Raw genomic sequence first — 23,569 nt, forward strand, 5'->3', positions numbered from 1 at the left:
ATCAAGTATTAAATCCTTCGATACCGCGCACCGCGATCGGAGCCCTGGAGTCGCTAGCACGGGCAAAACCTCGGTTCATCCTAGAAAACTTAATATACGGAGATTTGGAATATGAAACCGTGACGCTTGACACCGGCTTCTCGGACTCGCCAGTATCGTCGGCCCGCCGTCAGTTCCTCTCGACCGTCGTCGTGGCGACAACGGCCATCGCGGGCTGTCTGGGCAGCAACGATGGACCGATCGAGGTTCAGCACCACTCCCTTCAGGAGGGTCCATTCAACACCTACGTCACCGGGAGTATCAAGAACGTTCAGGGTAGCCCGGTAGACGTTACGGTGTCCGTGACGTTTCTCGACGGCGACGGCGCGGAGCTGGCTACCGAATCGGCGACCGGCGAGGGAATACAATCGAACGAATCCTGGAACTTCGACGTCCAGTACGAAGGCGACGACGTCGACCGGGTCTCCGACTACGAGTTAGAGACCGACGTCATCGAGACCGACGAGTAGTTTCGACGGCCCGTTCATGACGAGAGGCCTTCGTCTTTCGGAACGATTATAGGAGTAGTGAAACGATCACACCCTATATGGCCGAAAACGAGTTGACCCTCCGAGAGGCTACCGAATTAGTCGACGACATCATCGACGAGGTTGAGACGGTCGTGATCGCTGACCGGGACTTTCTCGAGAACGTCGTGCTCGGGATTCTATCCCAGGGACACGTCCTCCTGGAAGACGTTCCGGGAACGGGAAAGACGCTTACCGCGAACGCGTTCGCGACTGTCCTGAACCTCTCGTTCTCTCGGGTCCAATTCACGCCGGATCTGCTCCCCAAGGACGTACTCGGGACGAACGTGTTCAACGAAAACGACGGGACCTTCGAGTTTCAGGAGGGCCCCATCTTCGGGAACGTCATCCTGGGCGACGAGATCAATCGCGCGCCGCCGAAAACGCAGGCGGCGATGCTCGAGACGATGGCCGAGAGACAGGTGACCGTCGAAGGCGAGACGCGACAGTTGCCCGAACCGTTCTTCGTCATCGCCACGCAGAACCCGGTGGGACAGGAGGGGACGTTTCCGCTGCCCGAAGCGCAAGTCGACCGGTTCCTCGTGAAAGATACCCTCGGTCAACCGGACAGGGAAGGCAAAGTCGAGCTGCTCCAACGCCGTGCCGACCGGTTCCAGAGCATTCCAGAGGCCCGACCGTTAATCGACGACCCCGAACTCATCCTCGAACTCCAGCGGGTCCCCGAGACGATCAGGGTACACGACGATCTGCTCGGATACATGGCCGAAATCGTCGAACGCTCACACGACGACCACCGCACCCACGTAGGGGTCTCCCCGCGGGGCCTGCAGCGCCTGTTCGAAGCTTCGCGGGCGCGCGCAGTCATCGAAGGGCGCGAGTACGTCGTCCCCGGAGATATTCAGCGGATCGCTGAACCGGTGCTCTCACACCGACTCGTCCTGTCCCCGCAGGCGGAGGTAAACGACGTCCGGAAGTCCCAGGTCGTTCGGGACATCCTCGACGGGGTTCCCGTCCCGTCGATCGAGGACGAGACGCGGACCGCCGCCGAGGCCTCCCAGTAACGTAGCGGAAGGTTCGCACCAGCGATCACCGGACGGCTTCGCGGCGAATCCCTCCTCACGGTCCCCCTGCCGCGCTAGTTGGGTAAATTCCCGTAGATAACGATCGTCGTCGCACGGGACGGATATTCCGCGAGAAGAACAAGAGAAGAATCGATCGGAGGTTGCCGGATTCCGATCCGGTCGACAAAGCACCAGGGAACCGTCGCGGCTTACTCGACCTCGGCGCCGGGCTTCGGATTCTCGGGATCGGCCTTCGGCCAGTTCAGACCGAGGATGGCCGGGAGCTCCCACACGACTCCGTAAAACTTCCAGGCGTCTTCGTCGGTCCGCAGATTCCAGTTCGTCGTGTTGATGTAGTGCTGGTTGGCTGTCCGAGCGAGCGGCGGATTCGGAACGAGGTAGTTCTGTGTCCACGCGAACTTCTTCACGTAGTACTCCGTACTACCGCCGTCAGGCGGGTTCATGTACGGATGGTCCTCGAAGTCGCTGTCGAAGTCGTAGGGCCCGACGCGCGTCTGCCCCCACGTCCAGCTGGGGTTGAACGTCTCGAGTTCCCCGCCGGGTTCCCCTATCGGGGGGATTTCGACAGTCCAGTCCTCCCAGAGTGAAACCTGTCCACGGACGTATCCGTTGTCGGCATAATTATCGAGAGCGCTCTCCTGTGTCTCGTGTGAGAACCAGTTGTTCCGCCGCACCCAGTCCGCACGAGCCTGGGACCACCACCACGTCCGATGCCAGAGCGCGTCGAAATAGCCGGCCTGTAGGTCGGCGGTGTTGGCCCTGTACATCGAGAAGTTGCCGGACTCGCCGTACCGCTCGTCGACGTAGGTATTCTCCCTGAGGCCCTGCAAGTTCTCACCGTAGACGCCCGACTCGTATGTCTGGACCTGCACGTCGAGGCCGAACTCCTGAAGCTGATTGGCGACGGTCGTCTCAAAGATCGGCGTATTCTTGTTGGTGGAGAACTCGTCTTGGAATCTCTCGCCCTCGTACTCCCACCAGCCGTCGTCTCCCCGTTCGAAGCCGGCCTCCCGCATCTTCTCCTCGGCCTTGTCGAGGTCCTGGGAGTAGTCGATCAGGTTCTCTTCGGCCCACTCCTCGGAAACGAACTCGTCGACCCACCACTGGTCGAAGCCTGGTCTCGTGATCGCCGAGGTGGTCGCGGGGTTGATGTTCCCTGCGATCGCCTCCTTGTCGAGCGCGTACAGGAGAGCCTGCCGGAACTCACGGATCGCGTACAGATCCTCCGCCGACTCCATCCCATAGGGACCATGGTGGTCGATTCCCAGCGCGTAGCCGGTTTTCGCCGGCGCGAGGAACAGCTCGTAGATGTCCGGGATAGTGTCGGTCTCTTCGGAGCCGACGTTTATTGGAGCCGCATCGAGCCGTTCGCTCTGTATGGAGGCGCGACGGCGGTTCTCGTCCTGAATGAACTCGAAGACGACTCGGTCGAAGTTGATCTCGTCGGCGAGCCTGTGGTGTTCGTTCGGTTCCAGGATGATCTCTTCGGTGCCGCGGATCTCCGAGACGGTCCATGGACCGTGTGTGACGATGTTGTCCGGGTTCCGCGACCACTCGTGAAGCTCCTCGCTTAGTTCGTGTCGTTGTGCGACGACCGAACCAATAAGTCCGCTGTATTCGACGTCGTCCTCATCGGGTTTCTGCTCCCAGAGTTCGACCGCCTCCTCTACCAGCGGTTGGTACGGGCCGAGATGGGTCGGGGCGCCTGGGAACGCAACGGCTGCGCCGAAGCTCTGCGTGCTACCGAGTCGGTTTAGCATCTCGCCGTGACCGGTGATGGAGAACCCCTCCGAATCGTTCCACTCGGGCGTATCGGGAGTGTACCACTCGATGACCTTTCCGTCCTTGCCGTCGGGGAGGTTGTAACCGCCGATAAATCCGGTGTGAAAGCGCGTCTCGTCCGGCGGCGCACCGAACCGCCCGGGTTGCTTGTTGCACGCCTGTTTGAAGACGGCGTCCCACGCGCGGACGGGTTCGCCGTCGCTCCAGTAGGCGTCGTCCCTGATCTTCGTCCGGATCATGTGGTCGTCGATTTCCCAGTCCTCGTACAGACCGGCGTAGATCTCGTCGTCGGCGATGTCGAACGGCCAGTACAGGACGTCCCAGAACTTCCCGAAGAATCCGGGTTCGTGCGTGGCCGCGTAGATGCGGTTGTCGAAGGAGTACTTCGTTTCCTGGACGGGGAACCCCGTCGCGCCGACCGTCATGGAGGCGAAGTGCTGCTCTTCCGGATTGATCGTGGTCTGCAGCCTGAGCTCCTGTCCGACGTATCGAGTCTCGACGTCCGTACCGCTTGACGACGAACCGTCGTTACCCGAGCTATTCCCATCGCCGCCGTCTCCATCGCTCCCTTCGGTGCTGCCGAAACAGCCGGCAGTCGATACTGCTCCGACCATGCCGAGGGCCTCGAGGGCGCGTCGCCGGGAAATCTGGTCGTTCCACTGGTGCCACTCACTACTGCCGCCATCGCCTGGCATGATAGCGAAGATTGATTGATGCACAATAAATCCATCGAATTTTACAAATATACAAATATATTGGAATATGTTACACTATCCGTTGTTAGGGCCGTCCAAGAGTAGTTGGATAGCGTGACCAGGATTCACCGGCCAGTGATGCCTCTCATCCTAATCTGAGTTCTTGCCCACCGAGGATGGACTGGAGCTGTTCAGGCGGATCAAGTCCTCGTCGTTTCCACGTGGCTAACATGGTCGTAATCGTCTCGTGAATCTGGACCCCTTCGGCTGAGCGGAGGGTCCGGAACATCTTCCGCAGCACAACTTGCTCGCGCAGAGCGCGCTCTGCGCGATTATTCGTCGAATCGACGTCTGGCTCTGTAACGAACGTCAGCCAGTGCCCTAACCCGTTCCTGATCTTCTCGATCAGCTTCTTGACCTCCTGTGCCTCGTAGTCTTCCCTGATCAGGCCTTCCAGATGTAACGACGCCTCCGCCCGCTTTTGCTCGCGGGCGGAGGCGGACGGATCCTCCTCGTCGAACGCCGTTAAATCGTCATGGAGAGCGTGTAACTCCTCAGACAACCTCTCTGCTTCCTCGTACCGTTCAGCAACGTACTCCGCCTCCCGCAACAGATGTGCCCAGCACCGCTGGAGCTTCGTGTGATAGCTCGGATACGCTGACCAACCGTCACAGCTGAGCGTTGAGTCCTCGGCGAAGTCCTCGCCGAGGACGTCCTCTAACACCTGACTTCCACGACTCTCATCAACCCAGAACAGCACTTCTTCGTCAGTAACGAACGTCCACGCCCAGTGTTGCTCTCCGTCAACAGGAAATCCCGTTTCATCGCAGTAGACGACGTCACTTTCCTGAATACGGGCTTTGACATCGTCATACGCGGGTCGCAGCCGGTCTGCGACCCGCTTGGTCAGGTTGTAGATCGTCCGATGAGAGATGGGTGTATCGAGTTCCCAGTCAAACAGCTCCGCCTGTTTACGGTTTGGAAGTCGCTGATGGAACCTACCGAGGGCGGTTTGGGCCATGATATTTGGCCCAAACCGCCCGGTTTCCGGGCAGTCTGGATGTTCAGCAACGACTTCGTTTCCACAGGAACAGCGGTGTTTGCCGAGTTCGTACTCGACGACAGTGGTTGGAATAGGGAGAGGTATGTCGATAATCGTCCGTGAGATGTAGCTGTCCGGGTTAGAGAGGATTTGCTCACAGTCTGGGCAATATCCCTGATCGACTCGAATAGTCTCCTCTGGTTCCGGAGGCGGTCGAGTTGTTCCTTCGTGACCTTCGTCACGTCCTGGAGAGGAGCCGCTGGCGGCGTCAGCGTCGCCGCCAGCGTCGTCCCCTTGGTCTTCGTTCTCTTCCTCGTCGCTGTCATCGTTGCCAGGTGATCCAGCCACGCCACCCTGCTTACTGGGAGGTGTGTTTGGGTTTTCGTACCGCTTGAGGCGAGCCTCAAGTTGTTCGATCTGCTGTTGTTTTGCAGTGATCTGACGACGAAGAAGTCGGTTCTCAAGCTCTTTGACGACGAGTTGCTGGCGGAGATGCGTACTGTTCTCGGTGCGGATCGTGGAATCTATCGATTCCAGCGATCCGCTAACCCCCAGCGACACACTTGATTCACCATTGAGAGACCATTCATGAGACTGCTACGAAATCGGTCTGACGGCAAATCGCTATCCAACTACGTCCAAGATACCGAGATGGTTCCAGATCCGTCGTTTAGAGCTATTCCATCCGTAGGGTAACGAATAGCATTCGAACGGAGACGAACCGAACAGTGCGTGAAGGGACTTCCCATTACAATCTTATAGATGTAACATCTATACATAGGCCGATATAGAAATGGGTAGACGAAGAATTCCACTGGTCGCCGAGTCGCACAGCCGCCGCTGAACGGGGGCGCTCTCGCCAGCGTGTTTCGGGTGCAGGACCCGAGGATTTAAGTAAGGGAAAGAGGAACCCCTCGGCAGATGACCGCTACAGTAGACGGTATCGAAGACGTCGTCATCGTCGGCGGCGGAGACGTGGGACTGGCGACGGCACTCGCTCTCAGAAAATTGAACCCGGATCTTGGGATCACTGTAATCGACGATCTCGGGGCCGACCCGCCCGAGGTCGGAAAGAGCACCTACCAGTCGATCCTGGACATCGTACGTGTTTACCCCGAGGGCTCAACAACCGGCGCAGCCTGATCTCGTGAGATTATCTCGTTGTCGTGGACAACCCGCGTGAGTTCCTCGTATGGGTTGCGTCCCTGCTGGCGCCACGTCGCCAGCAGGGACAAGATCGTCTCGTGAACGAACATTCCACGGTCGTTCCGGAGGGTTCCGATGATTTTCCGCAACACAACCGGTTCACGAAGTGCATTCTCTGCGGCATTATTCGTCGGTGAGACCGCTGGCTCACCGACGAAGGTGAGCCAGTGGTCGAGGCCACCTTCCAACTTCCCGAGAAGTGTTGCCACTGGTCCGTCGGGCACTGACCGGTCGATGATCTTCTCTAGCCCTCTCTGCCCTACTCGGTGAACTTCCGCACGTTCACGTTGTGACAAGTCGGTCTCCAGCCGCGCCTGGAGACCGACGTACAACTGCTTGAGTTCGCGGTGGATCGGAATGGCTTCGTCCTGTTTTGCAGCCGCGTCTTCAGCTTCTCGGAGAATGTGTGCCCAACACCGCTGGAGATTGCTGCTGAAGGCTGGATAGGCCGTCCATCCGTCACAAATGACCGTTCCCGCGAAGTCCTCGCTGAGGACTTCTGCGGGAACATCACTTCCACGACTCTCCCTAACCGCGTACAACGTATGCTGAGATGTCTTGAACGTCCAAATCCACGCCTGCTCACCGTCACGTTTGATCCCTGTTTCATCGATGTGAACCACATCGGCATCTTGGATCTTCCGACGGATCTGCTCGTACTCACAGCGACCGGCGCGCGCAGCGCGCTCGGTCGCGTGCCACGCGGACGCGCCCGAGAGTTCGAGCTCGTGCAGTTGCTCGAAGCGATCAGCGATCTTCCGGTAGGGAAGGCGGTGATCGTACCGTGACAGTGCTGATTGCGCGATGACGTTCACCCCGAACTGCCCCTCATCGGGGCAGTCGGGGTGAGTCGCAACTGTCTCCGTTCCACAGGAGTCGCACTGGTAGCGGTGGTGGTTGTACTGGGTGACTTCTGGTGGCTGTGGATCCGGAATCTCCTCGACGAGTCGGGGGCTAACGCCCACCGACTCGTCGAAGTACTCGCCACACTCAGGACAGCACTCACAGGTAACCTCGACCTCTTCGTCAGGATCTGGTGAAGAGCGCCACTCTGGGTCGTGACCGTCCTTTCGGCCAGGAGTGCCGCCGTCAGTTCGGACATCGTCGTCTTCGTCGTCCTGCGAGGTCGGGGACTCGTCGGTCCCCGACCGTCGCTTGCTGGGTGGAGTGTGTGGATTCTCGTACTTCCGTAGGCGTGTTTCGAGCTCTTCGATTCGTTCGTTCTGTTCCTCGATCCGCTCGTCCTTCTGGTCAAGTTTCTCCTCCAGCTCGTCGATTCGTTCCTCCATCTGGAGAAACCGCGAGAGGAGTTCGTCCTTGGTGAGATCGTCCCAGTTCATCGATTCCACCTCGGAACGACGACAGCAGGGTCAACGGGATGGTCTCCGCTGCTCGGAGACCATCCCTGAAAGGGCATACTCGATCCCTGCTGACGAACCATGTGTCCCCCACGTGTCGCTATCTACGAGATAGTGACGAAATCAGCCGGGGCTAAACACGTACTGGACATCCTTCATGGATTCCTCGGAATTTCGGAAGACAGGTTTTTGCATGAAGTCAAACCACTCTGGAAAGGGTCGGTGTATTTTAAAGATTGGTGCGGTTACGATCCGTTCCACTATACGTTCGATTTTTTCGTCCAGTATCCGGACAGAAATGCCCCCAAGGCTGCCGAGCAGTACTACTACTTGTACGACACGGTCTCGACCGATCCGGAGTACCGAACGGTCAGCGAGGCGATGGTCGAGGACCGAAAGTCGCCGATATACTTCGATTCGACGGGACATGACCGCTATCAAGCGGTTGCGTACCACCTCGACCTCGAACGGTTCAACTCGTTTCTCGTCGACGTGTGCGAGGAGCGCGGGATCGAGGTGATAGATGACGAGATAACTGCCGTCGACGTGGACGACGGGATCGTCGAATCGGTACGGAGCGACGCGGAAACCTACTGCGGTGACCTGTACGTGGACGCTTCTGGGTTCAACAGAGTAATCAAGGGCGAGCTCGAGCCCGCGTTTCGGGAGTTCGAACTGCCGGTCGATTCGGCGTACACCGCGAAGATCGAACGGCCGCTGTCGGAGGCAGTACCGGCGACCGTCGTCGAATCCGGGGAAGCGGGGTGGTTCTGGCAGATCGACACCTTCGATTTCCGTGACGTAGGGTACGTGTTCTCCTCGGAGTTTACCCCCGACGACCGTGCCGCCTCGGAGTTGATAACCCACTGCGACGGCGCCATCTCCCAGAGCGATCTGACGAAGTACGAATTCACGTCCGGCTACCACACTGAGGCGTGGGAAGGGAACTGCGTCGCCATCGGTAACGCGGAGGGGTTCGTCGAACCCCTGCAGTCGACGGCCCTCACGGCAAATATCCAGGCGGCGGCCAATCTCTCGATCGTTCTGTCGTCCCACGGTCGGGTCGAACCCAGTGGCGCCAGGGATCTGTACAACGCTTGGGTACAGCGGCTCTGGGAGTCGATCTACGATTTCATCTCGATACACTACAGGTACGCCGCCGGCAACAGCCCGTTTTGGCAGGCGGCGCAATCGGTGCCCCTCAGTCGGCGAGTCGAACGCCTCGAGGAACACTTCGACCGGTGTGGATACAACACGAAGATACAACCCGGGACCCCGCTATCGGGCGAGGAGACGCTGGAGGAACTCGCCGTGTTCGCGCCGATCAACTTCTTCATCGTGATGCGGAACATGGGCGTCGAATCGACACTCTATGAAGAGAACTCGTTCGACCTGCCCGACGACATGAAACGCGAAATCGACGAGTTCTACAACTCCATGGAGACGAAAGCCGAACAGTTGCTCACGATCGAAGAGGTGTACAGGGGTATCCTGCAGATCGCGTCACAGTAAAAAACCGCCCACATCCGGGTGAACATGCGCTATCCGCGATTGGACATGCGCTACCCGCGATTGGACAGTAGTGACCGGTACCCCAAGATTCGATCACTTCGTATCGCCGTTTCGAGCGTCGATCGGCGGGCTCGAGAGCAAGATGGCGGCGGCGCTCGCGTACATTCGGGTCTTGGTGAACGCGGTGTGTCGCCGGAGGAAGGCTTCCTCCAGCCCCTCGTGGTCCGCGACCGGGACGAACGAGACGTCGGTTCCCGACCGGGTGATTTCGAGAAGGAGATAGCCCTGCGGGAACGTGCATGTCGAGGGCGCCATCGCTTCCCAGACGCCTCGCGTCCGCGCGATGCCAGGCATGTGCTTGTGTCCGCTCAACACCAGCGGGACGTCACGGTTTTCGAGAACGTCGAGAAGCGGATCGGGGTTCTCCCAGAGTCGGGGGATAGTCAACTCCTCGACGCGGTCCTCGTAGCGGGAAAGCCAGTCGGTCATCCCGGGCAGCGGGTGGTGTAACATGACGACAGGATCGTCCAGGCCGACGAGTCGTTCGTCGAGCCATTCGATCTGTTCTTCCGTGGCTTCGCTATCCAGGGCCCGCTGGAGGCGCATGCTGTCGAGACCCACGATGTCGACGTCCCCGAACTGGCGGACGAGGGGGACGCTTCCACCGGCGTAGCGCTCCTCGAACTCCTCCTGAGGGAGTACCTCGTGGTCGGCACTGGAGGTGGCCGGAACGTCGTGATTTCCGGGAACGCTCACGAACGGCGACTGCAGATCAGAGAGCAGACTGTCGATGGCCTCGAAGTCCCACGGCCCACCGTTGGCCGAGAGGTCTCCTACGCTAACCGTCCCGTCGACGTCACGCCGGTTAATGTCCGCAATTGCGCGACGGAAATGCTCTTCTGAGTGTTCAGGGAGTCGTTGTCCTCCTTCCCGCCGCGTCGAAACGTGCGGATCACCGACGACCGCGATCGTCGTTGGCGATGTTGCCGTCGGTCGTGGGAGGCGAGCGATAGGCTGTCTCTCCGCAGTATCGTCTGTCTCGGACATCGTCTGCGATCTCAAAACACAGGCGTATATACCATTCGGTATGAATGACCGTTTCCTGAACTTCGAGGGAAGGAACTTATTTATCCGAGTGGTCTGATGCACGCCGTATGGAGGAACCGTCAGTCTCCGTCGCGGAACGATGGATGGATCTCGTATGCAGGTTCAATTTTGTTTTGTACCTCGCGCTCATCTTGGAGGGGCTGTTTCTCCTCCTATCAGTCGCCTCGGCGATCAGCGGACCACAGGACCATAGAACACGAACGATACTCCTGTTGAACTTCGTGCTTCTCGGCATCGCGATGACAGTCACTGTCGGGCTTCTGTACCTGTGCAGGCGCCACCGCCAGTAACGCCCCAATCACGCAAACGAGCCGTCGAGAGCGTAGTCGCGTTCGAGCAGGGTGATATGGGGGTGATTTACGCGTCGAGATCGTATTGACGCCACAGTTTTCTGGCAGCCTTTCCAGCGAACACGGCTCCGTATCCGATGACACCCAAGAACAACAGCATGCTGGCGTAGACACCGAAGAATCCGGCTTCGAGCCCCCGTCCCACTGCGTCGGCGGCGAAACCGACACCGAGAAACGCCACTCCCAAACCCAGCAGAACTGAGAGGACGGGGTGAGCTGTTCTGTCCGCAACGAACGAGATCACGAATCGGAGCATGTGAACGAGGGGAGTCTCCGCCTACATATACCTGCCGACTCTCTCCGTTCGGCGGGCCATTTGCGTATTCTGTGACGTGGAGGCAAAAAGACGATCTGGTGCCAGCCAAGAGGGACAGATTGCGGAGGCTTTCGTTCCGGAAAACGCCACAGCGAGATGGTCGGGCGGGTACATCAGATCATCATCGCGATGTTAACTGACCCTCGTATCAGGCCCAATACGAGATAGAGGGCATGCACCGCGACCGGAACCATCGCGATCTTGAGGGCAACACGCCGATCAAGGTCTTTTCCGACCTGAACGACGAGTGCCATGAGATAGCCGCTCCAGAGGAGACACGCCACGAACAGTAGCATCGCAACCACGAAGACTGGTTCTCTCAGACCAGCGTTGAGGAGGGCGTCCAACTGTTCTTTCGCCCCGCGACCGACCATTGCAGATTCGATGTCTATGTGGGAGTAAACGAATATTAGGGCGACGGACTTGATCAGATTCCCAAAACCGAGCGGTAGCAACGCCCAGGCCGTGCCCTTGAGAAGCCGCCCGGGCGGGCCGCGCCCTCGGAACTGATTGCTGAGAACATGGAAGGCCAGCGAGTAGCCGACCCAGAGAAGGAAAACGGCGACGACGGGCCGCAGGAGCGTGCCCGCAAGAACGAACGAGAACTCCTCGGAATCGATGATCGGTGCCGCGAGCGACGAGACGTAGTATATCCCCGGGAGGGATAACCCACCGATGAGAACTATCAGAAACACTTCCCATCGGATCCGCGCCGAGTTTATTTTTTGTTCTAGGAACGATTCGGGGTCGAATACGAGCCCTGTCACAGACCAGAGGTCGTTGAGTTTCTCCGTTATGGCTTCCTTTGGTGTTGTGGCTATTCTTCGTGCCATATACGCGTGATATTCCGAGCGGCACACGTAATCCTTACTGTTACCGCTCTTGGTGGTAAGTCATCCACTGTATCGCTATGTACAGCTATAAAGAGTCAATCAAAAGATATAAGTTCAGATCATGGTTGGTTCAGCGTGACCAGGATGTCGTACCTGAGAGACCGATTAATCCAGGCCGTTGTCACGTTATACGGGATCGTGACTTTATCGTTTTTCCTACAGAAATCGATGCCGGGAGGCCCTATCGAGTTCCTGGAACAGGATATGTATCAGAACCCCGGACGATATGGCCTCTCGACCGATCCCGACCCGCAAGTTGTGATGGCTACCATAGAACGAATGACGAAGATACCGCCGGAGAAGCCGATACACGAAGCGTACGTCGACTACATGGTCAACGTAGTATTTCAATTTGATTTCGGGTACTCCATCGTTGTCAACGCCGGGGTTCCGGTAACCGAACTCGTCCTTGCGCGCGCGCCCTGGACGGTTTTTCTCTCGACGCTCGGCCTTATTTACGGTATCGTCATCGGGGTGTCCCTTGGTGCAGTCATGGCGTACTACGAGGGAACGAAGTTCGATATCGGGATGACGTGGGCGATGATCCTCGATCGGTCCATTCCATACTACATCGCGGCGATCTTTCTGCTGTACGTCTTCGCGTTCCAGCTTAACTGGTTTCCGACCGGGGGACGCGTGAATGCCGATCTGGAACCGGGGCTACACGTGGCGTGGATCGCATCGGTGTGGTATCACGCGACGTTACCGGCGCTCTCGACGATTATCACCGGGTTCGGAGCGGGCGCCCTCGGGATGAGAGCGAACTCGATACGATTGATCGGTTCCGATTACGTCCGGAACGCACGCCTGAGGGGGCTGACGAATACCCAGATCGTGTTGACGTATATCGGCCGAAACGCGATTCTCCCGCAATGGACCAGTATTATCGTCGGTCTGGGGTCACTCCTCGGCGGATCGGTGATCCTCGAGATGATCTACCAGTACCCCGGGATGGGGCTGTTGATGTACGAGGCTGCGATCATGCGGGATTTCCCGCTCTTGATGGGCGTTCTCGTGATTACGAGCGTCCTGTTCATTCTCGGGACGCTCCTCGCTGATTTCACCTACCCGTTGATCGATCCTCGAGCTGAGATGAAAAAGAGCCGAGAATAACGATGAAGACAGACAACTCATCCGCGACGGCGGACGCGTTCAGCGCGACAGCGGAGTACGAACAGACGACGTTCGAGGTGTACCAGGAGCAAGTCGACGCATGGGTCATCGCCCCATTGCGAATCTTGTGGAACGACTACAGAGGGAGGTTCGGCATCGTCGTCGTTACTCTCTACGTCTTGATGGGGACGGTCGGAGTGACGCTGGTGCCGGAACCGGCCCCGAACATGGCTCCGCGGCTGATTCAGCCATTCACCGCACCCGAACACATTCTCGGTACGGACGGTATGGGTCAAGACCTGCTCTCGCTGATGGTCCACTCGACGCCGGACATGCTGAAGATGATACTTGCGGGAGCGGTGTTCGGGACGTTCCTGAGCACGACTATCGGCCTTTACACTGGCTACGTCGGTGGAACTACCGACAAACTCGTCATGACGTTCGTCGATACGCTGAACTCGATCCCGGGAGTCCCGCTTCTCATCGTGCTCGCGGCCGTCCTCGTCCCGAAGAACCCGTTTCTCGTCGGCATCATCCTCAACATCCAGGGGTTTACGGGAGGTGTGCGTACTCTCCGCTCGCAAGTCATTCCTCTGGCCGAGGAAGAACACATCGAAGTCGCTCGCGCGCTCGGCAAGAGCAAGTCGGAGTTGCTGGTAAAGGAGTTACTGCCGCACCTCCTCCCGTACATATTCATCGGGTTCCTCGGGGGCGCGACGAGAATCGTGTTCTCCTCCGTCGCGCTGTACTTTTTGGGAATCCTTCCGTTCTCGACACAGAACTGGGGCGTCGTTCTCCACTTCGCATACGAGCAAGGGTCGATCTACTCGTCACAGTACATCCACTGGCTTCTGGTACCGATGGTAACGATCGTCGGACTGACTCTTGGTTTGACGATGCTTGCACAGGCGTTCGATCAAGTTTTCAATCCACGGGTTCGGGCCCGTCACAAGGCAAGAAACGCCGGCCGGAGCACCGAAGGCGAGCAGGAAACCGCCGAGGTCGCAACGACGCAATCCGAGATGGGAATGCGCTAACCGAGGGGACTACAAATGCAAACGTATACAGAAACGGAGACGTCTCGACAGGAAGATGACGACGTGATCTTGGAGGTTACCGATGGCCGGGTCACATTCGAGATGGCTCGCGGTCGATCACGCGCCGTGAACGACGTGAACCTCTCGATCAGGCGAGGGGAAACGCTGGCGATCGTCGGCGAAAGCGGATCCGGCAAATCGACGCTTGGATCGCTGATGATCGATGCCGTGCAGGACCCCGGACAGACGACCGGAGACGTTCGCTACTATCCCGAGAGTGGAAGTGACCCGATTAACGTGCTGGAACTGAACGAACGCCAACAGAAACGAATTCGGTGGGAAGAAATCTCGATGGTCTCGCAGGCGGCAACGAACGCATTCAACCCGACGATACCGATCAAGAGGCACTTCACGGACACTTTTGCAGCACACGACGTTCCCAGAGAGACGGGGCTCGAACGGGCGCGGGAAATTCTCTCGGATCTCGGCCTCGACCCTGACCGAATCCTCGACGCCTATCAGCACGAACTCAGCGGCGGACAGAAGCAACGAACACAGCTCGCGTTGAGTCTGGTCCTCGATCCGGAGATTGTCATCCTTGACGAACCGACGTCGGGGCTGGATCTCATCGTTCAACGGAACTTCCTCAGCCTCATTTACGAAATCAAAGAGGAGTACGAACTTACGCTGGTTCTCATCAGCCACGATATACCGGTCGTCTCGGGAATCGCAGACCGGATCGCGGTCATGTACGCCTTCGATATCGTCGAATCTGGGGATGCCCGTGAGATACTGCTCGAACCCGAACACCCGTATACACGACTGATGGCACAGTCATCCCTCGGAATGGACAGGGCTGCTGACGAAATCAGAACCATAGAGGGTGATCCGCCGGACTCCATCAACGTGCCGTCCGGGTGCCCGTTTCACCCGCGGTGTCCGCTCGCGGACGATCGATGCGAAGTCGAAGAGCCCGAACTTCGCGGGTCCGAACAGGGGGATCACGAAGTCGCCTGTTTCTATCCGACCGAGGCAGTCGAGTCGATTCCCCACTTCGTGGCTGATACGGGAGGTGAATCGCGGTGAGTTCCGCGACCGACTCTCCGTTGCTCGCTCTCGATAGCGTCGAGGTCCACTTCACTGACGAAACGGCCCTCATGGAGGCCATTCCAGAACGTATCAAGGAACGGTTCGGCTGGAACGAGCAGCCAGTGCGAGCCGTCGACGACGTTTCCCTCGATATCGAGGACGGAGACGTGCTGGCCATAATCGGAGAGAGCGGGAGTGGGAAAACCACGCTGGGGAAAACGGCGATCGGTCTCGAAGAGCCGACGAGCGGCTCCGTGAAGTACCGAGGCTACGACGTTCAAGAACTCGAAGACCGGCGCCGCATCGACGACGTCGACTATCGGGATGTACGGAAGAACCTCCAGATCATTCACCAGGACTCAGACGCATCACTTAATCCGTATCGGACCGTGATGACGTCCTTGAAAGAGCCGTTGCGGCGGTACAATCCCGAGTTGACGCACGCCGATTGTCGCCGGCGGATCCTCGAAATCTTTAACGTCGTTGGCCTCACGCCGGCCAACGAATACGCGGACCGCTATCCTCACGAACTCAGCGGAGGGGAGAAACAGCGCGTTTCGATGGTCCGAGCGATGCTCGTGGAGCCCGACCTCGTCCTCGCTGACGAGCCGGTCGCCGCCCAGGATCCGTCCCTCCGGATCAAGCTCATGGATCTGATGCTCGAGTTGCAGGATCTGTTCGACACCGCCTATATTTTTGTGTCCCATAATCTTGAACACGCCCGGTACATGACGTCAAACGGGGGTCGGATTGCAGTCATGTACCTAGGCGAAATCGTTGAGATCGGTCCCGCGAAAGAGGTGCTGGCGAACCCGAAACACCCCTATACGAAGATACTGAAGTGGGCGTCACTGGATATTCACCCCGACGTGGCAAGACGAAAGCTCGAAATGGAGGTCCCGCTGCGGGAGTCATCGACCAAGGACGATGCAGCCACCGCAAGCGGGTGCCGGTTCCACCCGCGGTGTCCGAAAGCGAGGGAGATCTGTTCGGAACAGTCTCCTTTTGGACTTGTGTCGGACAGTAATGGTGCGGATCACGAGGCCGCGTGCTTCCGTGGCGATTCTGATCACGAGTACTGGCGAAGCGATCCTCTCGATCCGGACGGAGAAATCGAAATCTCCGAGTGAAACAACGCGACTGACGAGACGCCATTTCTACCCCTGAGCGGGATACGATCACAACGGTCCATGTCTTAAGTGGAAGGTGGCTCACCCGATGTTGGTTGGACAGGTCACTCTGACGGTCGAGGGTCTGTGGATACAATCGACGGTGCTGGCACTACCAGGAAGCCAGTTCTCGTACCCTATCTGGAGCTCGCGGTATCTTGTGTTGTATCTGTCGTCCGACCTTTTGCTTTCGGCAGCAGTGTCTATAGTAGCCGTTAGAACTTTCTACTCATCAATTGTTGCTGAGTATAGTGGATCATCTCGACGAGATCTCTATCGAAGATCTGAAAAATGCCTCGACAACGTGGAGGGAAAGAAGCCGACACAAGGGATCTTAGTGGCAATAGCGTACAAAACGGCGTCACCCAGACTGAACTAGCCGAGTGGTACGATGTTCAGCGACGAACGATCTATAGTTGACTCAAGTAGATCGATACTGATGAGTTGCTTGGGCAAGCCGTTACTGATGCTCATCGATCTGGGAGAAATCGAAAGACCGCAGAAAAAGAGTAATAACAGTTCGAAGAAACCGTCCACGGATCTCCAGAGGAAGTCGGGCTCGACGCGCCGGCGCTCGTCCAGCAGTATCTCGACGAAACCTACGATGTCGAGTACTCAATCCCGAGTTGCCGGTGGTTGCTCAATGAAGCGGGATTGAGCTGCGAAAAACCACGCCGGAGAGCCGCTGAATCTGATGTCGATGAGCCAGAATCGTTTCGCGAAGAGATCAAAAAAGCGGCGGGAAATGGACGCCACAGTAGTCTGTATCGATGAAACCAAGAAATCTGTCCAGGTTGAGCCGCGTGCCGCGCGGAAACCACGCGGTACGCGGCCGTCCGTCAAATTGTCCGACCAACGCGACTGGGCGTGTCTCTTGGGCGCGATCACCGAGGACGGTGAACGCTTTTTCGCTCGGTTTGAAGAGTACGTGACCGGAAAACACGCCAGACATTTCATTTTAGCATTATGTAAAGAATACGAAGGAGATTTGATCATCGTGTTTGATGGGACGCCGCACTTCCAGGCGTCGGCCGTCACGGACCTAGCGGCCCGTGACGACCTCGTGTTCGTGACGTTGCCAGCCTATTCTCCCGAACTCAATCCAGTTGAAGAGTGCTGGAGACAGCTCCAATCGGCTCTCAGCAACCGATTTTTTTGGTTTACTGACTGAACTCGTGATAGCGATCGACACAGCTCTTGATCAACTCTCGATTCCAAATGTGAGTGATTACTTCTAACGGACATTACAGGATTGGTTCACTCCGACGAACCGTCTTCAGGATCGCGACGCGATTCTGATGAGCTGCGAAAATCGCAACGCGATTTTCGAACGCCTGTGAAGACTGTGACCGCTGTGGACACTCGTTCCGTGTCTGTACGTCGCGTCGTGGGAGCAGGAAGCCCCTCCTCAAGGAGCGAGCGTAAGTGAGCGAGCAGGCAGGGGTAGTTCACTAACTGATCAATCACCAGTGAAACAATTTCTCTGCAACAACCCCTCTGCATCCACTCACTATTGTTTATAGTGTATTTACTAAGATTATATTAATAAGTATATGTAGCAAACAAGTAGATGACGTGGGCAAAGATCCAAGTGTTACCCCCACTCACTCGGACTCGAGACAATTCTTTGCCCACGTCCTTCCAGTCTGAAACCAATCATCCTCGGCCTTCGGCCGGTGTTTCTTCGATATCGATGAAGATACCATCCCACAGTGATAAGAGGGTCTGGGTTGGCGACTTACTCGATGCGAATTACGGTCATTGGCAGCGGATACGTCGGGACGACGATCGCGGCGTTTTTCGGCGTCTCTCTCTGGCCAACGGTGGCAGACACGGGAACCGGCGGAGCCGTCGTCCTCGTCAGTGCCATCCTCTTCGTTCCCTCTCTCGCACAGATGTTGGGGTACTGGACCGGAACGAGACGACTGTTCGAACTCACGTACCTGCTGCTCTGGTACATCGGTCCGCTCAACCAGGTCCCGGCGCTGGACTTTGCCGGCGCCACATCGGAAACGCTCGGAACGACGACACCACTGGCATTCGGCGGGATGGTCTGGCAGCACTCGTGGCTACGTTCACGCACTGATATCACCAGACGTAGATAGTTGTACGTGAGACGCCAGCGATGATTGTTCCACTCGAGGTGACCCGGGCCATCGACCTTGACTACCTTCTTCAGGATAGTCGGCTGGACGATCTGGCCTGATTCGAAGTCTTCGACAACCATCCCCTCCGACTACTAGTAAAATTACTTATATTTATATAGGTCTCTTTCATCGGCGATTACACACGAGAGCCGTGATTTGATCGTTACAGTGTCTCTTCCTGCCAGTGATCGACGAGCGCCTCGGCAGCTTCGATAGCGGTCGTCCGATCAGGTGCTGGCGAAGAATCGATGATGCGGGTAGCCGATACTACACCCACGGCGTTACGATCGCGGACCACGACGATCCCAAATACGTTGACTTCGTTGTAGATCGCTTCATCGCCGATATCGATCGACTCGCCAGTCGTGAGGAACTCGTCAGCTAATTCTTCAAGCGCCACCTCGAGATCCTCGTCTCCCTCGACTAGGTCTCCGAATGCCGCCTCGAGATCCTCGTCCTCGTCAATGAGCAAGACACCGATCCGCACGAACCGATTCCCGGATTGGAAGCTGCGGCTGTTTTCGGCCTCGTTGTCTATGTCTTCGTTCTCCTCGAACTCGTTCCACTCGGGGCCAAGAATGTCAGCCGGTGGGACGAGTTCCGCTTCGTCGGTGTAGACGTCCTCCTGGCCAGTGACCACGCCAGACGTGGCCACTGCCACCGCTGTTGTACTTCCCGCCACGAGGAATTGCCGCCGCGTGTGGTCGCGTGGCATACGTCGCGCTCCCAGATGTGGCGAAATAAGTATGTTCTAAGTCAGATGCGAGTTTCAAACGAAGCGGTCTTTCTCGAGTTCGAGTTCGTCTTCCAGCAGATTGGCTTTGTCAACCGCCTCGGGGTCACGTGGTTCGAGACGCTTCGCGTCTCGTCACTGAGCGAAGCCGAAGGCGTCGCGAGGTCTGCGAACGCGTTGCGTTCGCCCGATCACGGAAGATCGAAGATCTTCCGAACGACCCCGAGGCTTGTCAGTGGCCTCCCGTTCTACCCGAGTAACTCGGTAGGCGTGAAAGTGCCGTTCACGTTCAACGTCCCTGATTTAAGGGCCAGTTGACCGGTAGCCCATCCATCGCGAGACGTCTGCCTGCGATGGATATACCCACAGTATCGATTCGCAATGTTCTTCGCCGTCGCAAACGCTTCGCGTTTGCTGCCCGTCAGACGCAGTCTGACGACCGCGTTATAATCCGCGTTCACCCCATACCCATACGACTGACACCTCGAACTCCTTGTCGTCGCGGTTGTCCTCGTGGGTGAATGAAACAGGCGATGGTGAACGAAACTGCTTCCACCAGTGTCAAGATCGAACGAACGCACCTACTTCCGCGCGAGCGTGTTCGGTACGGGCTTCAAACTGGTAGCGAGGCGGATTCCCCGCCCGACCGTGCGCGGGGCTGTTGACCTGCATCCGAACTGATCGAGCATACAACTCGAGTGACAGCGGTCACTTGACGTCACTTCGTCGAACTGTCCGGAATCTGGGTATACGATCCGATCATCGCACCGTCGAGGTCGAGTCCGCCGAGGGTGGCACCTTCGTCGATAATCGATCCGCGCACAGTTGTCGCTTCGAGCGTCACGTCCGAAAAGATCACCGCTCGCTCGACGTCGACGTCGACGAGGGTCGTCTCCGGCAGTACGTGAACGTTCGAACCGATCGTGGCGTTCTCGAGGGACGCCGTTTCGTCGATCCGCGATTCGCCGTCGAGGTGCCAGGCGACGGCGTCGAGATAACTCTCCCGGGTGCCGACGTCGAACCAGGCCCCCTCGAAGGTGTACGCGTACGTTGGTTCCCGGGACTGGAGCCACTCGACGAACCGTCCGGGTTCGTCCGGATCGTTCCCCGCCTCGAGATACGTCGAGAGCAAGGACAGCGTCTCTCGAGGAAACGCGTAGCAACCGGTCGAAACGCACGTTCCCGTCGGTTCGGCGGGCTTTTCCCGAAAATCGACCACGCGATCGTCGTCGAGGTCGACGACTCCGTAAGAGGCGGCTCGCTCAGGAGAGTCGACGTCGGAGACGGCGATCGTCGGCGCGTCCGTTCGATCGAAAAAATCGAGAAAGGTCCCGATCTCGAACTCGAAGAGATTGTCGCCGGCGATCACCAACAGGTCGTCGTCGATTCCTTCTCGGTCGATCAGGTCCTCGAGTGCGCCGACGACGCCGAATTTCTCGTCTTCTGCGCGCGTTTCTTCGATCGACAGTCGTGGTTTGTCGTACGCGCTAGCCGCCAGGTGGGCGTCGAAGTCGGCGGCAAACCGCTCGTTCGTACTGACGTACACCGTTTCGATTCGATCGGTTGCCTCGAGTTCGGCGTAGATTCGGTCGACGATGGTCGTCTCTCCGAACGGGAGAAACATCTTCGGTCGGTGTCTCGTGATCGGCCACAGTCGGGTCGCGTAGCCGCCAGCGAGGACGATCGCTTTCATGGTTCAGATCTCCGGAAGGGACGCCGTTCGCATCAACCATCGTGACCGCAGTACGTAGGTGGGGTGGGACTACTGATGCGGCCACACTGGTCGTGTGCATCGGGAACGAACAGAATGCGATTGCCTCCTCGAACGGTCGAGTGCTCGAGTCTCCTGTCCAAATTTCTCGTCACGCGCATCCTGATCGAAGCCTCACGGCTTTAACCCCCACGACCCCGGTGGTAAACCTTTCATCGGGACCAGTCCGACGGGTGATCCGTAGTCCGGTGGTTCTCGCCGTGGATCTGCACGTGAATACGATACGCCGTCTCGCGATTACCCGAGACGCTTCACACCACTATATGAGCGAGATCAGTCTGCCGAGAGTGACGAAGAACGTCATGAAATTGCCCTCGAGATGGGGAAACTTGACGGACGCCGGCACGCCGAGATCTACGTCGCCCTCGAGAACGAGTGACCGTTCAGCATCTTTCGAGGCGGAGCCCCGGCCTTAACGAGCGAGGGCAGCAGCCCGAGCGAAGGAGGGCGGGGTCGGTTACTGCAGCAGTGCCTCGTTCTTTGGATCGTGGAATTTCGGATAGAACTCGACCTTGTTGTACCGTTCCGTGGCTTCGTAGCGTCCGTATCCGAGGACCTGAAACGCTTCGGGTGGCTGGACGCCCATTCGGACGAAACAATCTCGGATCTGGCACTTGAGATTAAATGCGAGATATTCTTGGAAGTCTTCAGGCGATTGTAGATCGATCGGCACGAGTTCGAAGCGCGCGTCTGGCTCACGGTCCAGTGGCTGTGTTGCCTCAGTCACATGCTCGCGGCCACGACTGTCGAGATACGCCATGTGCAACGCTGAGACCGAGTCGATGTACGCTGCTTCGGAGACGTCAATGTCGTTTTCGGCAACGAGATCGCCGAGTGCGTCGCCGAACTCTTCCCAGGCAGTCCGCTCGTTAGTATCGAGGTCCGTAACTGACTGTTCGTGGGCGTCCGGTTCGTCAAGATCGATCCCATACTCACTCGCAAGAGAGATTGCTCCCTCAGCGACCTCGGTTTCAGTCGGGTCAACGCCGAGATATATGTCTTTCCGGTAGAGGACAGACTCCTCGTCAACTCCAGATGGAATATCCACGATGCGCTCGGTGTCGATGTGGTGACTCGCCATCTGCTGGTAGAGATCTCCGAACAGGTCCATGCACTTCTCGGTGGACATCGACTCGATGGCCTGCCGGACGAGGTTCAGCCGTTCCGGATGGATCAGCGGTGGAACCGTGTCGTAACCCCTCTCGGCGAAGATGTAGTACTGGGCGAACTTCCGTGCTTGGTGAATATGTTCGCTCTCATGAGGTGTTCGTTTGGACGGGTCGTCCGGATAGCCGTCTTGCTGGTGGCCTGGAATTTGACCGTCTTCTTTCCGAACATCCATTATATGTTCTGTCCCACCGTTGTCGCGTAGATTAACGCCTACCAAATCCTCTGTTTCACCAGTGATAACTGCCTTCATAACTAAACATTGCCTCCTTCACCAACCACAGTTTCAGACCCAGTCTCAACATCATCGTGGTACCGTTCCAGAGCATCTTTGACACGCTGGTCAATGACGGTGAGCAAATCACTGGCCGACTCGGCGGCGCTGGTCATCGCCTGCGTGCCATCATCGAAGAGACGTTCGTAGATGCCACCCACTGCGCCACCGGCGAACCCGCCAACAAGTGTGCCAACCCCTGGGCCCATCAGTGCCGTCCCGACAAGTCCGCCAGTCGCCGCCAGCGTTCCTTTGCCAGTTTCGGCGCCGACCTTCTCGGCGGTAGACTGGCCAGTGTTTTTGACCTCGGTGAACAGCTTCTGTTGGTTCTCAGCCAGCGCTTCGACCTTGGCAGCGATCTGACCTTTCCCCTGAACGTCGGTCATCACCGGTGCAGGGTCGTTACCAAGCACGTCCTTGCCCTTCTGGACGAATGATTTGCCTGGGTATCGCTGCAGATGTACCTCGGTCTTGGCCATCCGCTGAATGCCCAATTTGCCACCTTGTATCACTCGCTGAGCAGTCTCTTCGGCCTCACGTTCTAACTGCGGATCAGGATCGATCTCGAGACCGAGATCCTCCTGCGGCAGCATCGACACGGCCCCGCCGGTCTGCTGGCGGACGTGTGCCAACTCATGTGCGAGCACGTGCTGCCCCGCCGGTGATTCGGGGTCGTACTCGCCGCTGTTGAACGCGACGTGATTCCCAACAGTGAACGCCCGTGCGTTGATCTGCTCGCAGGCCTGCGCAGCCTTCGGCCTGGTATGAATCCGGACGTCACCGAGCGAGTCGCCCATTCGATCTTCCATCACACGCTGGACCGACGGATCCAGCGACCGGCCAGGCGAGGAAATAACGTCCCGGACCGAGTCGGGAACCTGTGTCTCACCTGCTGAATTCGTGTCCCGTGTCGCCGCGGCTCGCTGGAGCGACGTTGGCGCACCACGATGCCAGTGCTTGGCGGAACACGGATCGTTCGTTGCCCGCTCGGTGGCTGATTCGGTTCGCTTCCTTACCCGCTCGAGGCGTTCGGCGGCACCGAGTCCGCCGATCGAGTGGGGCATTTCTCCATCTGCTGCTGATGTGCCGCTCGGCCGCTGGACTGTGGCGTCTGCGGTATGCGACTGTCGGATCGAAAGCGGCGTCGACGACGTCGACTCGTCGGACGACCGCTGCGATCGCTGAGCATATCGTCCCAT

20 protein-coding genes and 4 pseudogenes are annotated in these 23,569 nt (G+C 57.9%); 12 read left to right on the top strand and 12 right to left on the bottom strand.

Annotated elements, in window-relative coordinates:
• Positions 1-119: 119 nt before the first annotated feature.
• Positions 120-509 (top strand): FxLYD domain-containing protein, encoded by a 390-nt coding sequence (locus tag MU558_RS22405; protein WP_246975687.1) that lies wholly within the window; start codon positions 120-122, stop codon positions 507-509.
• A gap of 92 nt (positions 510-601) precedes the next feature.
• Positions 602-1,588 (top strand): AAA family ATPase, encoded by a 987-nt coding sequence (locus MU558_RS22410; RefSeq protein WP_246976637.1) that lies wholly within the window; start codon positions 602-604, stop codon positions 1,586-1,588.
• Between the two features lie 209 nt (positions 1,589-1,797).
• Here the strand turns inward: MU558_RS22410 and MU558_RS22415 are convergent, their stop codons facing one another.
• Positions 1,798-4,086 (bottom strand): ABC transporter substrate-binding protein, encoded by a 2,289-nt coding sequence (locus MU558_RS22415; RefSeq protein WP_246975689.1) that lies wholly within the window; start codon positions 4,084-4,086, stop codon positions 1,798-1,800.
• A gap of 145 nt (positions 4,087-4,231) precedes the next feature.
• On the bottom strand, positions 4,232-5,689 hold the full coding sequence (gene tnpC, locus MU558_RS22420) for an IS66 family transposase (RefSeq protein WP_246971934.1): 1,458 nt from the start codon (positions 5,687-5,689) through the stop codon (positions 4,232-4,234).
• Positions 5,690-6,049: 360 nt separating this feature from the next.
• Between tnpC (MU558_RS22420) and MU558_RS22425 the strand changes: the two genes are divergently transcribed.
• On the top strand, positions 6,050-6,271 hold the full coding sequence (locus MU558_RS22425) for a tryptophan 7-halogenase (protein ID WP_246975691.1): 222 nt from the start codon (positions 6,050-6,052) through the stop codon (positions 6,269-6,271).
• On the opposite strand, the gene tnpC (MU558_RS22430) is transcribed toward MU558_RS22425, so the two are convergent.
• Positions 6,238-7,674 carry an IS66 family transposase gene (gene tnpC / locus MU558_RS22430; protein WP_246975693.1) on the bottom strand — a complete coding sequence of 479 codons (1,437 nt, stop codon included), beginning with the start codon at positions 7,672-7,674 and terminating at the stop codon, positions 6,238-6,240. The genes MU558_RS22425 and tnpC (MU558_RS22430) overlap by 34 nt on opposite strands.
• Positions 7,675-7,773: 99 nt before the next feature.
• Here tnpC (MU558_RS22430) and MU558_RS22435 point away from each other — a divergent pair, with 99 nt between their 5' ends.
• Positions 7,774-9,204, top strand: a complete 1,431-nt coding sequence (locus MU558_RS22435) for a tryptophan 7-halogenase (protein WP_246975695.1) — start codon at positions 7,774-7,776, stop codon at positions 9,202-9,204.
• 93 nt (positions 9,205-9,297) lie between these two features.
• Here the strand turns inward: MU558_RS22435 and MU558_RS22440 are convergent, their stop codons facing one another.
• Positions 9,298-10,251, bottom strand: coding sequence for a metallophosphoesterase family protein (locus MU558_RS22440; RefSeq protein WP_246975697.1), 954 nt, complete (start codon positions 10,249-10,251; stop codon positions 9,298-9,300).
• A 107-nt stretch (positions 10,252-10,358) separates the two neighbouring features.
• Here MU558_RS22440 and MU558_RS22445 point away from each other — a divergent pair, with 107 nt between their 5' ends.
• Positions 10,359-10,601: a hypothetical protein gene (locus tag MU558_RS22445; RefSeq protein WP_246975699.1), complete on the top strand. Its 243-nt coding sequence runs from the start codon at positions 10,359-10,361 to the stop codon at positions 10,599-10,601.
• A gap of 67 nt (positions 10,602-10,668) precedes the next feature.
• Here MU558_RS22445 and MU558_RS22450 read toward each other — a convergent pair whose 3' ends face one another.
• Both MU558_RS22450 and MU558_RS22455 read right to left on the bottom strand, forming a co-directional pair.
• Positions 10,669-10,917 (bottom strand): hypothetical protein, encoded by a 249-nt coding sequence (locus tag MU558_RS22450; RefSeq protein WP_246975701.1) that lies wholly within the window; start codon positions 10,915-10,917, stop codon positions 10,669-10,671.
• A gap of 173 nt (positions 10,918-11,090) precedes the next feature.
• Positions 11,091-11,810 carry a YIP1 family protein gene (locus MU558_RS22455; protein ID WP_246975703.1) on the bottom strand — a complete coding sequence of 240 codons (720 nt, stop codon included), beginning with the start codon at positions 11,808-11,810 and terminating at the stop codon, positions 11,091-11,093.
• Positions 11,811-11,954: 144 nt separating this feature from the next.
• Here MU558_RS22455 and MU558_RS22460 point away from each other — a divergent pair, with 144 nt between their 5' ends.
• From MU558_RS22460 to MU558_RS22480, 5 genes and pseudogenes are all read left to right on the top strand, one after another.
• Positions 11,955-12,983: an ABC transporter permease gene (locus tag MU558_RS22460; RefSeq protein WP_246976640.1), complete on the top strand. Its 1,029-nt coding sequence runs from the start codon at positions 11,955-11,957 to the stop codon at positions 12,981-12,983.
• Between the two features lie 2 nt (positions 12,984-12,985).
• Positions 12,986-14,020, top strand: coding sequence for an ABC transporter permease (locus tag MU558_RS22465; protein ID WP_246975705.1), 1,035 nt, complete (start codon positions 12,986-12,988; stop codon positions 14,018-14,020).
• Between the two features lie 126 nt (positions 14,021-14,146).
• Complete coding sequence (locus MU558_RS22470) at positions 14,147-15,106, top strand: ABC transporter ATP-binding protein (protein WP_246975707.1); 960 nt, start codon at positions 14,147-14,149, stop codon at positions 15,104-15,106.
• On the top strand, positions 15,103-16,239 hold the full coding sequence (locus MU558_RS22475) for an ABC transporter ATP-binding protein (protein WP_246975709.1): 1,137 nt from the start codon (positions 15,103-15,105) through the stop codon (positions 16,237-16,239). The genes MU558_RS22470 and MU558_RS22475 overlap by 4 nt, the downstream gene beginning before the upstream one ends.
• 290 nt (positions 16,240-16,529) lie before the next feature.
• Positions 16,530-17,516 (top strand): annotated as a pseudogene (locus MU558_RS22480) (IS630 family transposase).
• A gap of 500 nt (positions 17,517-18,016) precedes the next feature.
• On the opposite strand, the gene MU558_RS22485 reads toward MU558_RS22480, so the two are convergent.
• Positions 18,017-18,505 (bottom strand): hypothetical protein, encoded by a 489-nt coding sequence (locus MU558_RS22485; RefSeq protein WP_246975711.1) that lies wholly within the window; start codon positions 18,503-18,505, stop codon positions 18,017-18,019.
• 83 nt (positions 18,506-18,588) lie between these two features.
• Complete coding sequence (locus tag MU558_RS22490) at positions 18,589-19,140, bottom strand: hypothetical protein (protein WP_246975713.1); 552 nt, start codon at positions 19,138-19,140, stop codon at positions 18,589-18,591.
• Positions 19,141-19,185: 45 nt separating this feature from the next.
• On the opposite strand from MU558_RS22490, the gene MU558_RS22495 reads away from it, so the two are divergent.
• Entirely contained in the window at positions 19,186-19,476 is a 291-nt protein-coding gene (locus MU558_RS22495) for a hypothetical protein (RefSeq protein WP_246975715.1), read from the top strand.
• On the opposite strand, the pseudogene MU558_RS23265 reads toward MU558_RS22495, so the two are convergent.
• Both MU558_RS23265 and MU558_RS22500 read right to left on the bottom strand, forming a co-directional pair.
• A pseudogene (locus tag MU558_RS23265) lies at positions 19,407-19,692 on the bottom strand (hypothetical protein); the annotation flags it as partial. The gene MU558_RS22495 and the pseudogene MU558_RS23265 sit on opposite strands and share 70 nt — an antisense overlap.
• A 184-nt stretch (positions 19,693-19,876) precedes the next feature.
• The gene (locus MU558_RS22500) at positions 19,877-20,851 is read right to left on the bottom strand and encodes a nucleotidyltransferase family protein (protein WP_246975717.1); all 975 of its coding nucleotides are present in this window, start codon (positions 20,849-20,851) and stop codon (positions 19,877-19,879) included.
• A 337-nt stretch (positions 20,852-21,188) separates the two neighbouring features.
• Here MU558_RS22500 and MU558_RS23590 point away from each other — a divergent pair.
• Positions 21,189-21,308 (top strand): annotated as a pseudogene (locus MU558_RS23590) (hypothetical protein); the annotation flags it as partial.
• Between the two features lie 78 nt (positions 21,309-21,386).
• Here MU558_RS23590 and MU558_RS22505 read toward each other — a convergent pair.
• Entirely contained in the window at positions 21,387-22,349 is a 963-nt protein-coding gene (locus MU558_RS22505) for a DUF7958 family protein (protein ID WP_246975719.1), read from the bottom strand.
• 469 nt (positions 22,350-22,818) lie between these two features.
• Positions 22,819-23,269, bottom strand: a pseudogene (locus MU558_RS22510) (eCIS core domain-containing protein); the annotation flags it as partial.
• Positions 23,270-23,569: the final 300 nt, after the last annotated feature.

Source organism: Natribaculum luteum (assembly GCF_023008545.1).
GTDB classification, from domain to species: domain Archaea; phylum Halobacteriota; class Halobacteria; order Halobacteriales; family Natrialbaceae; genus Natribaculum; species Natribaculum luteum.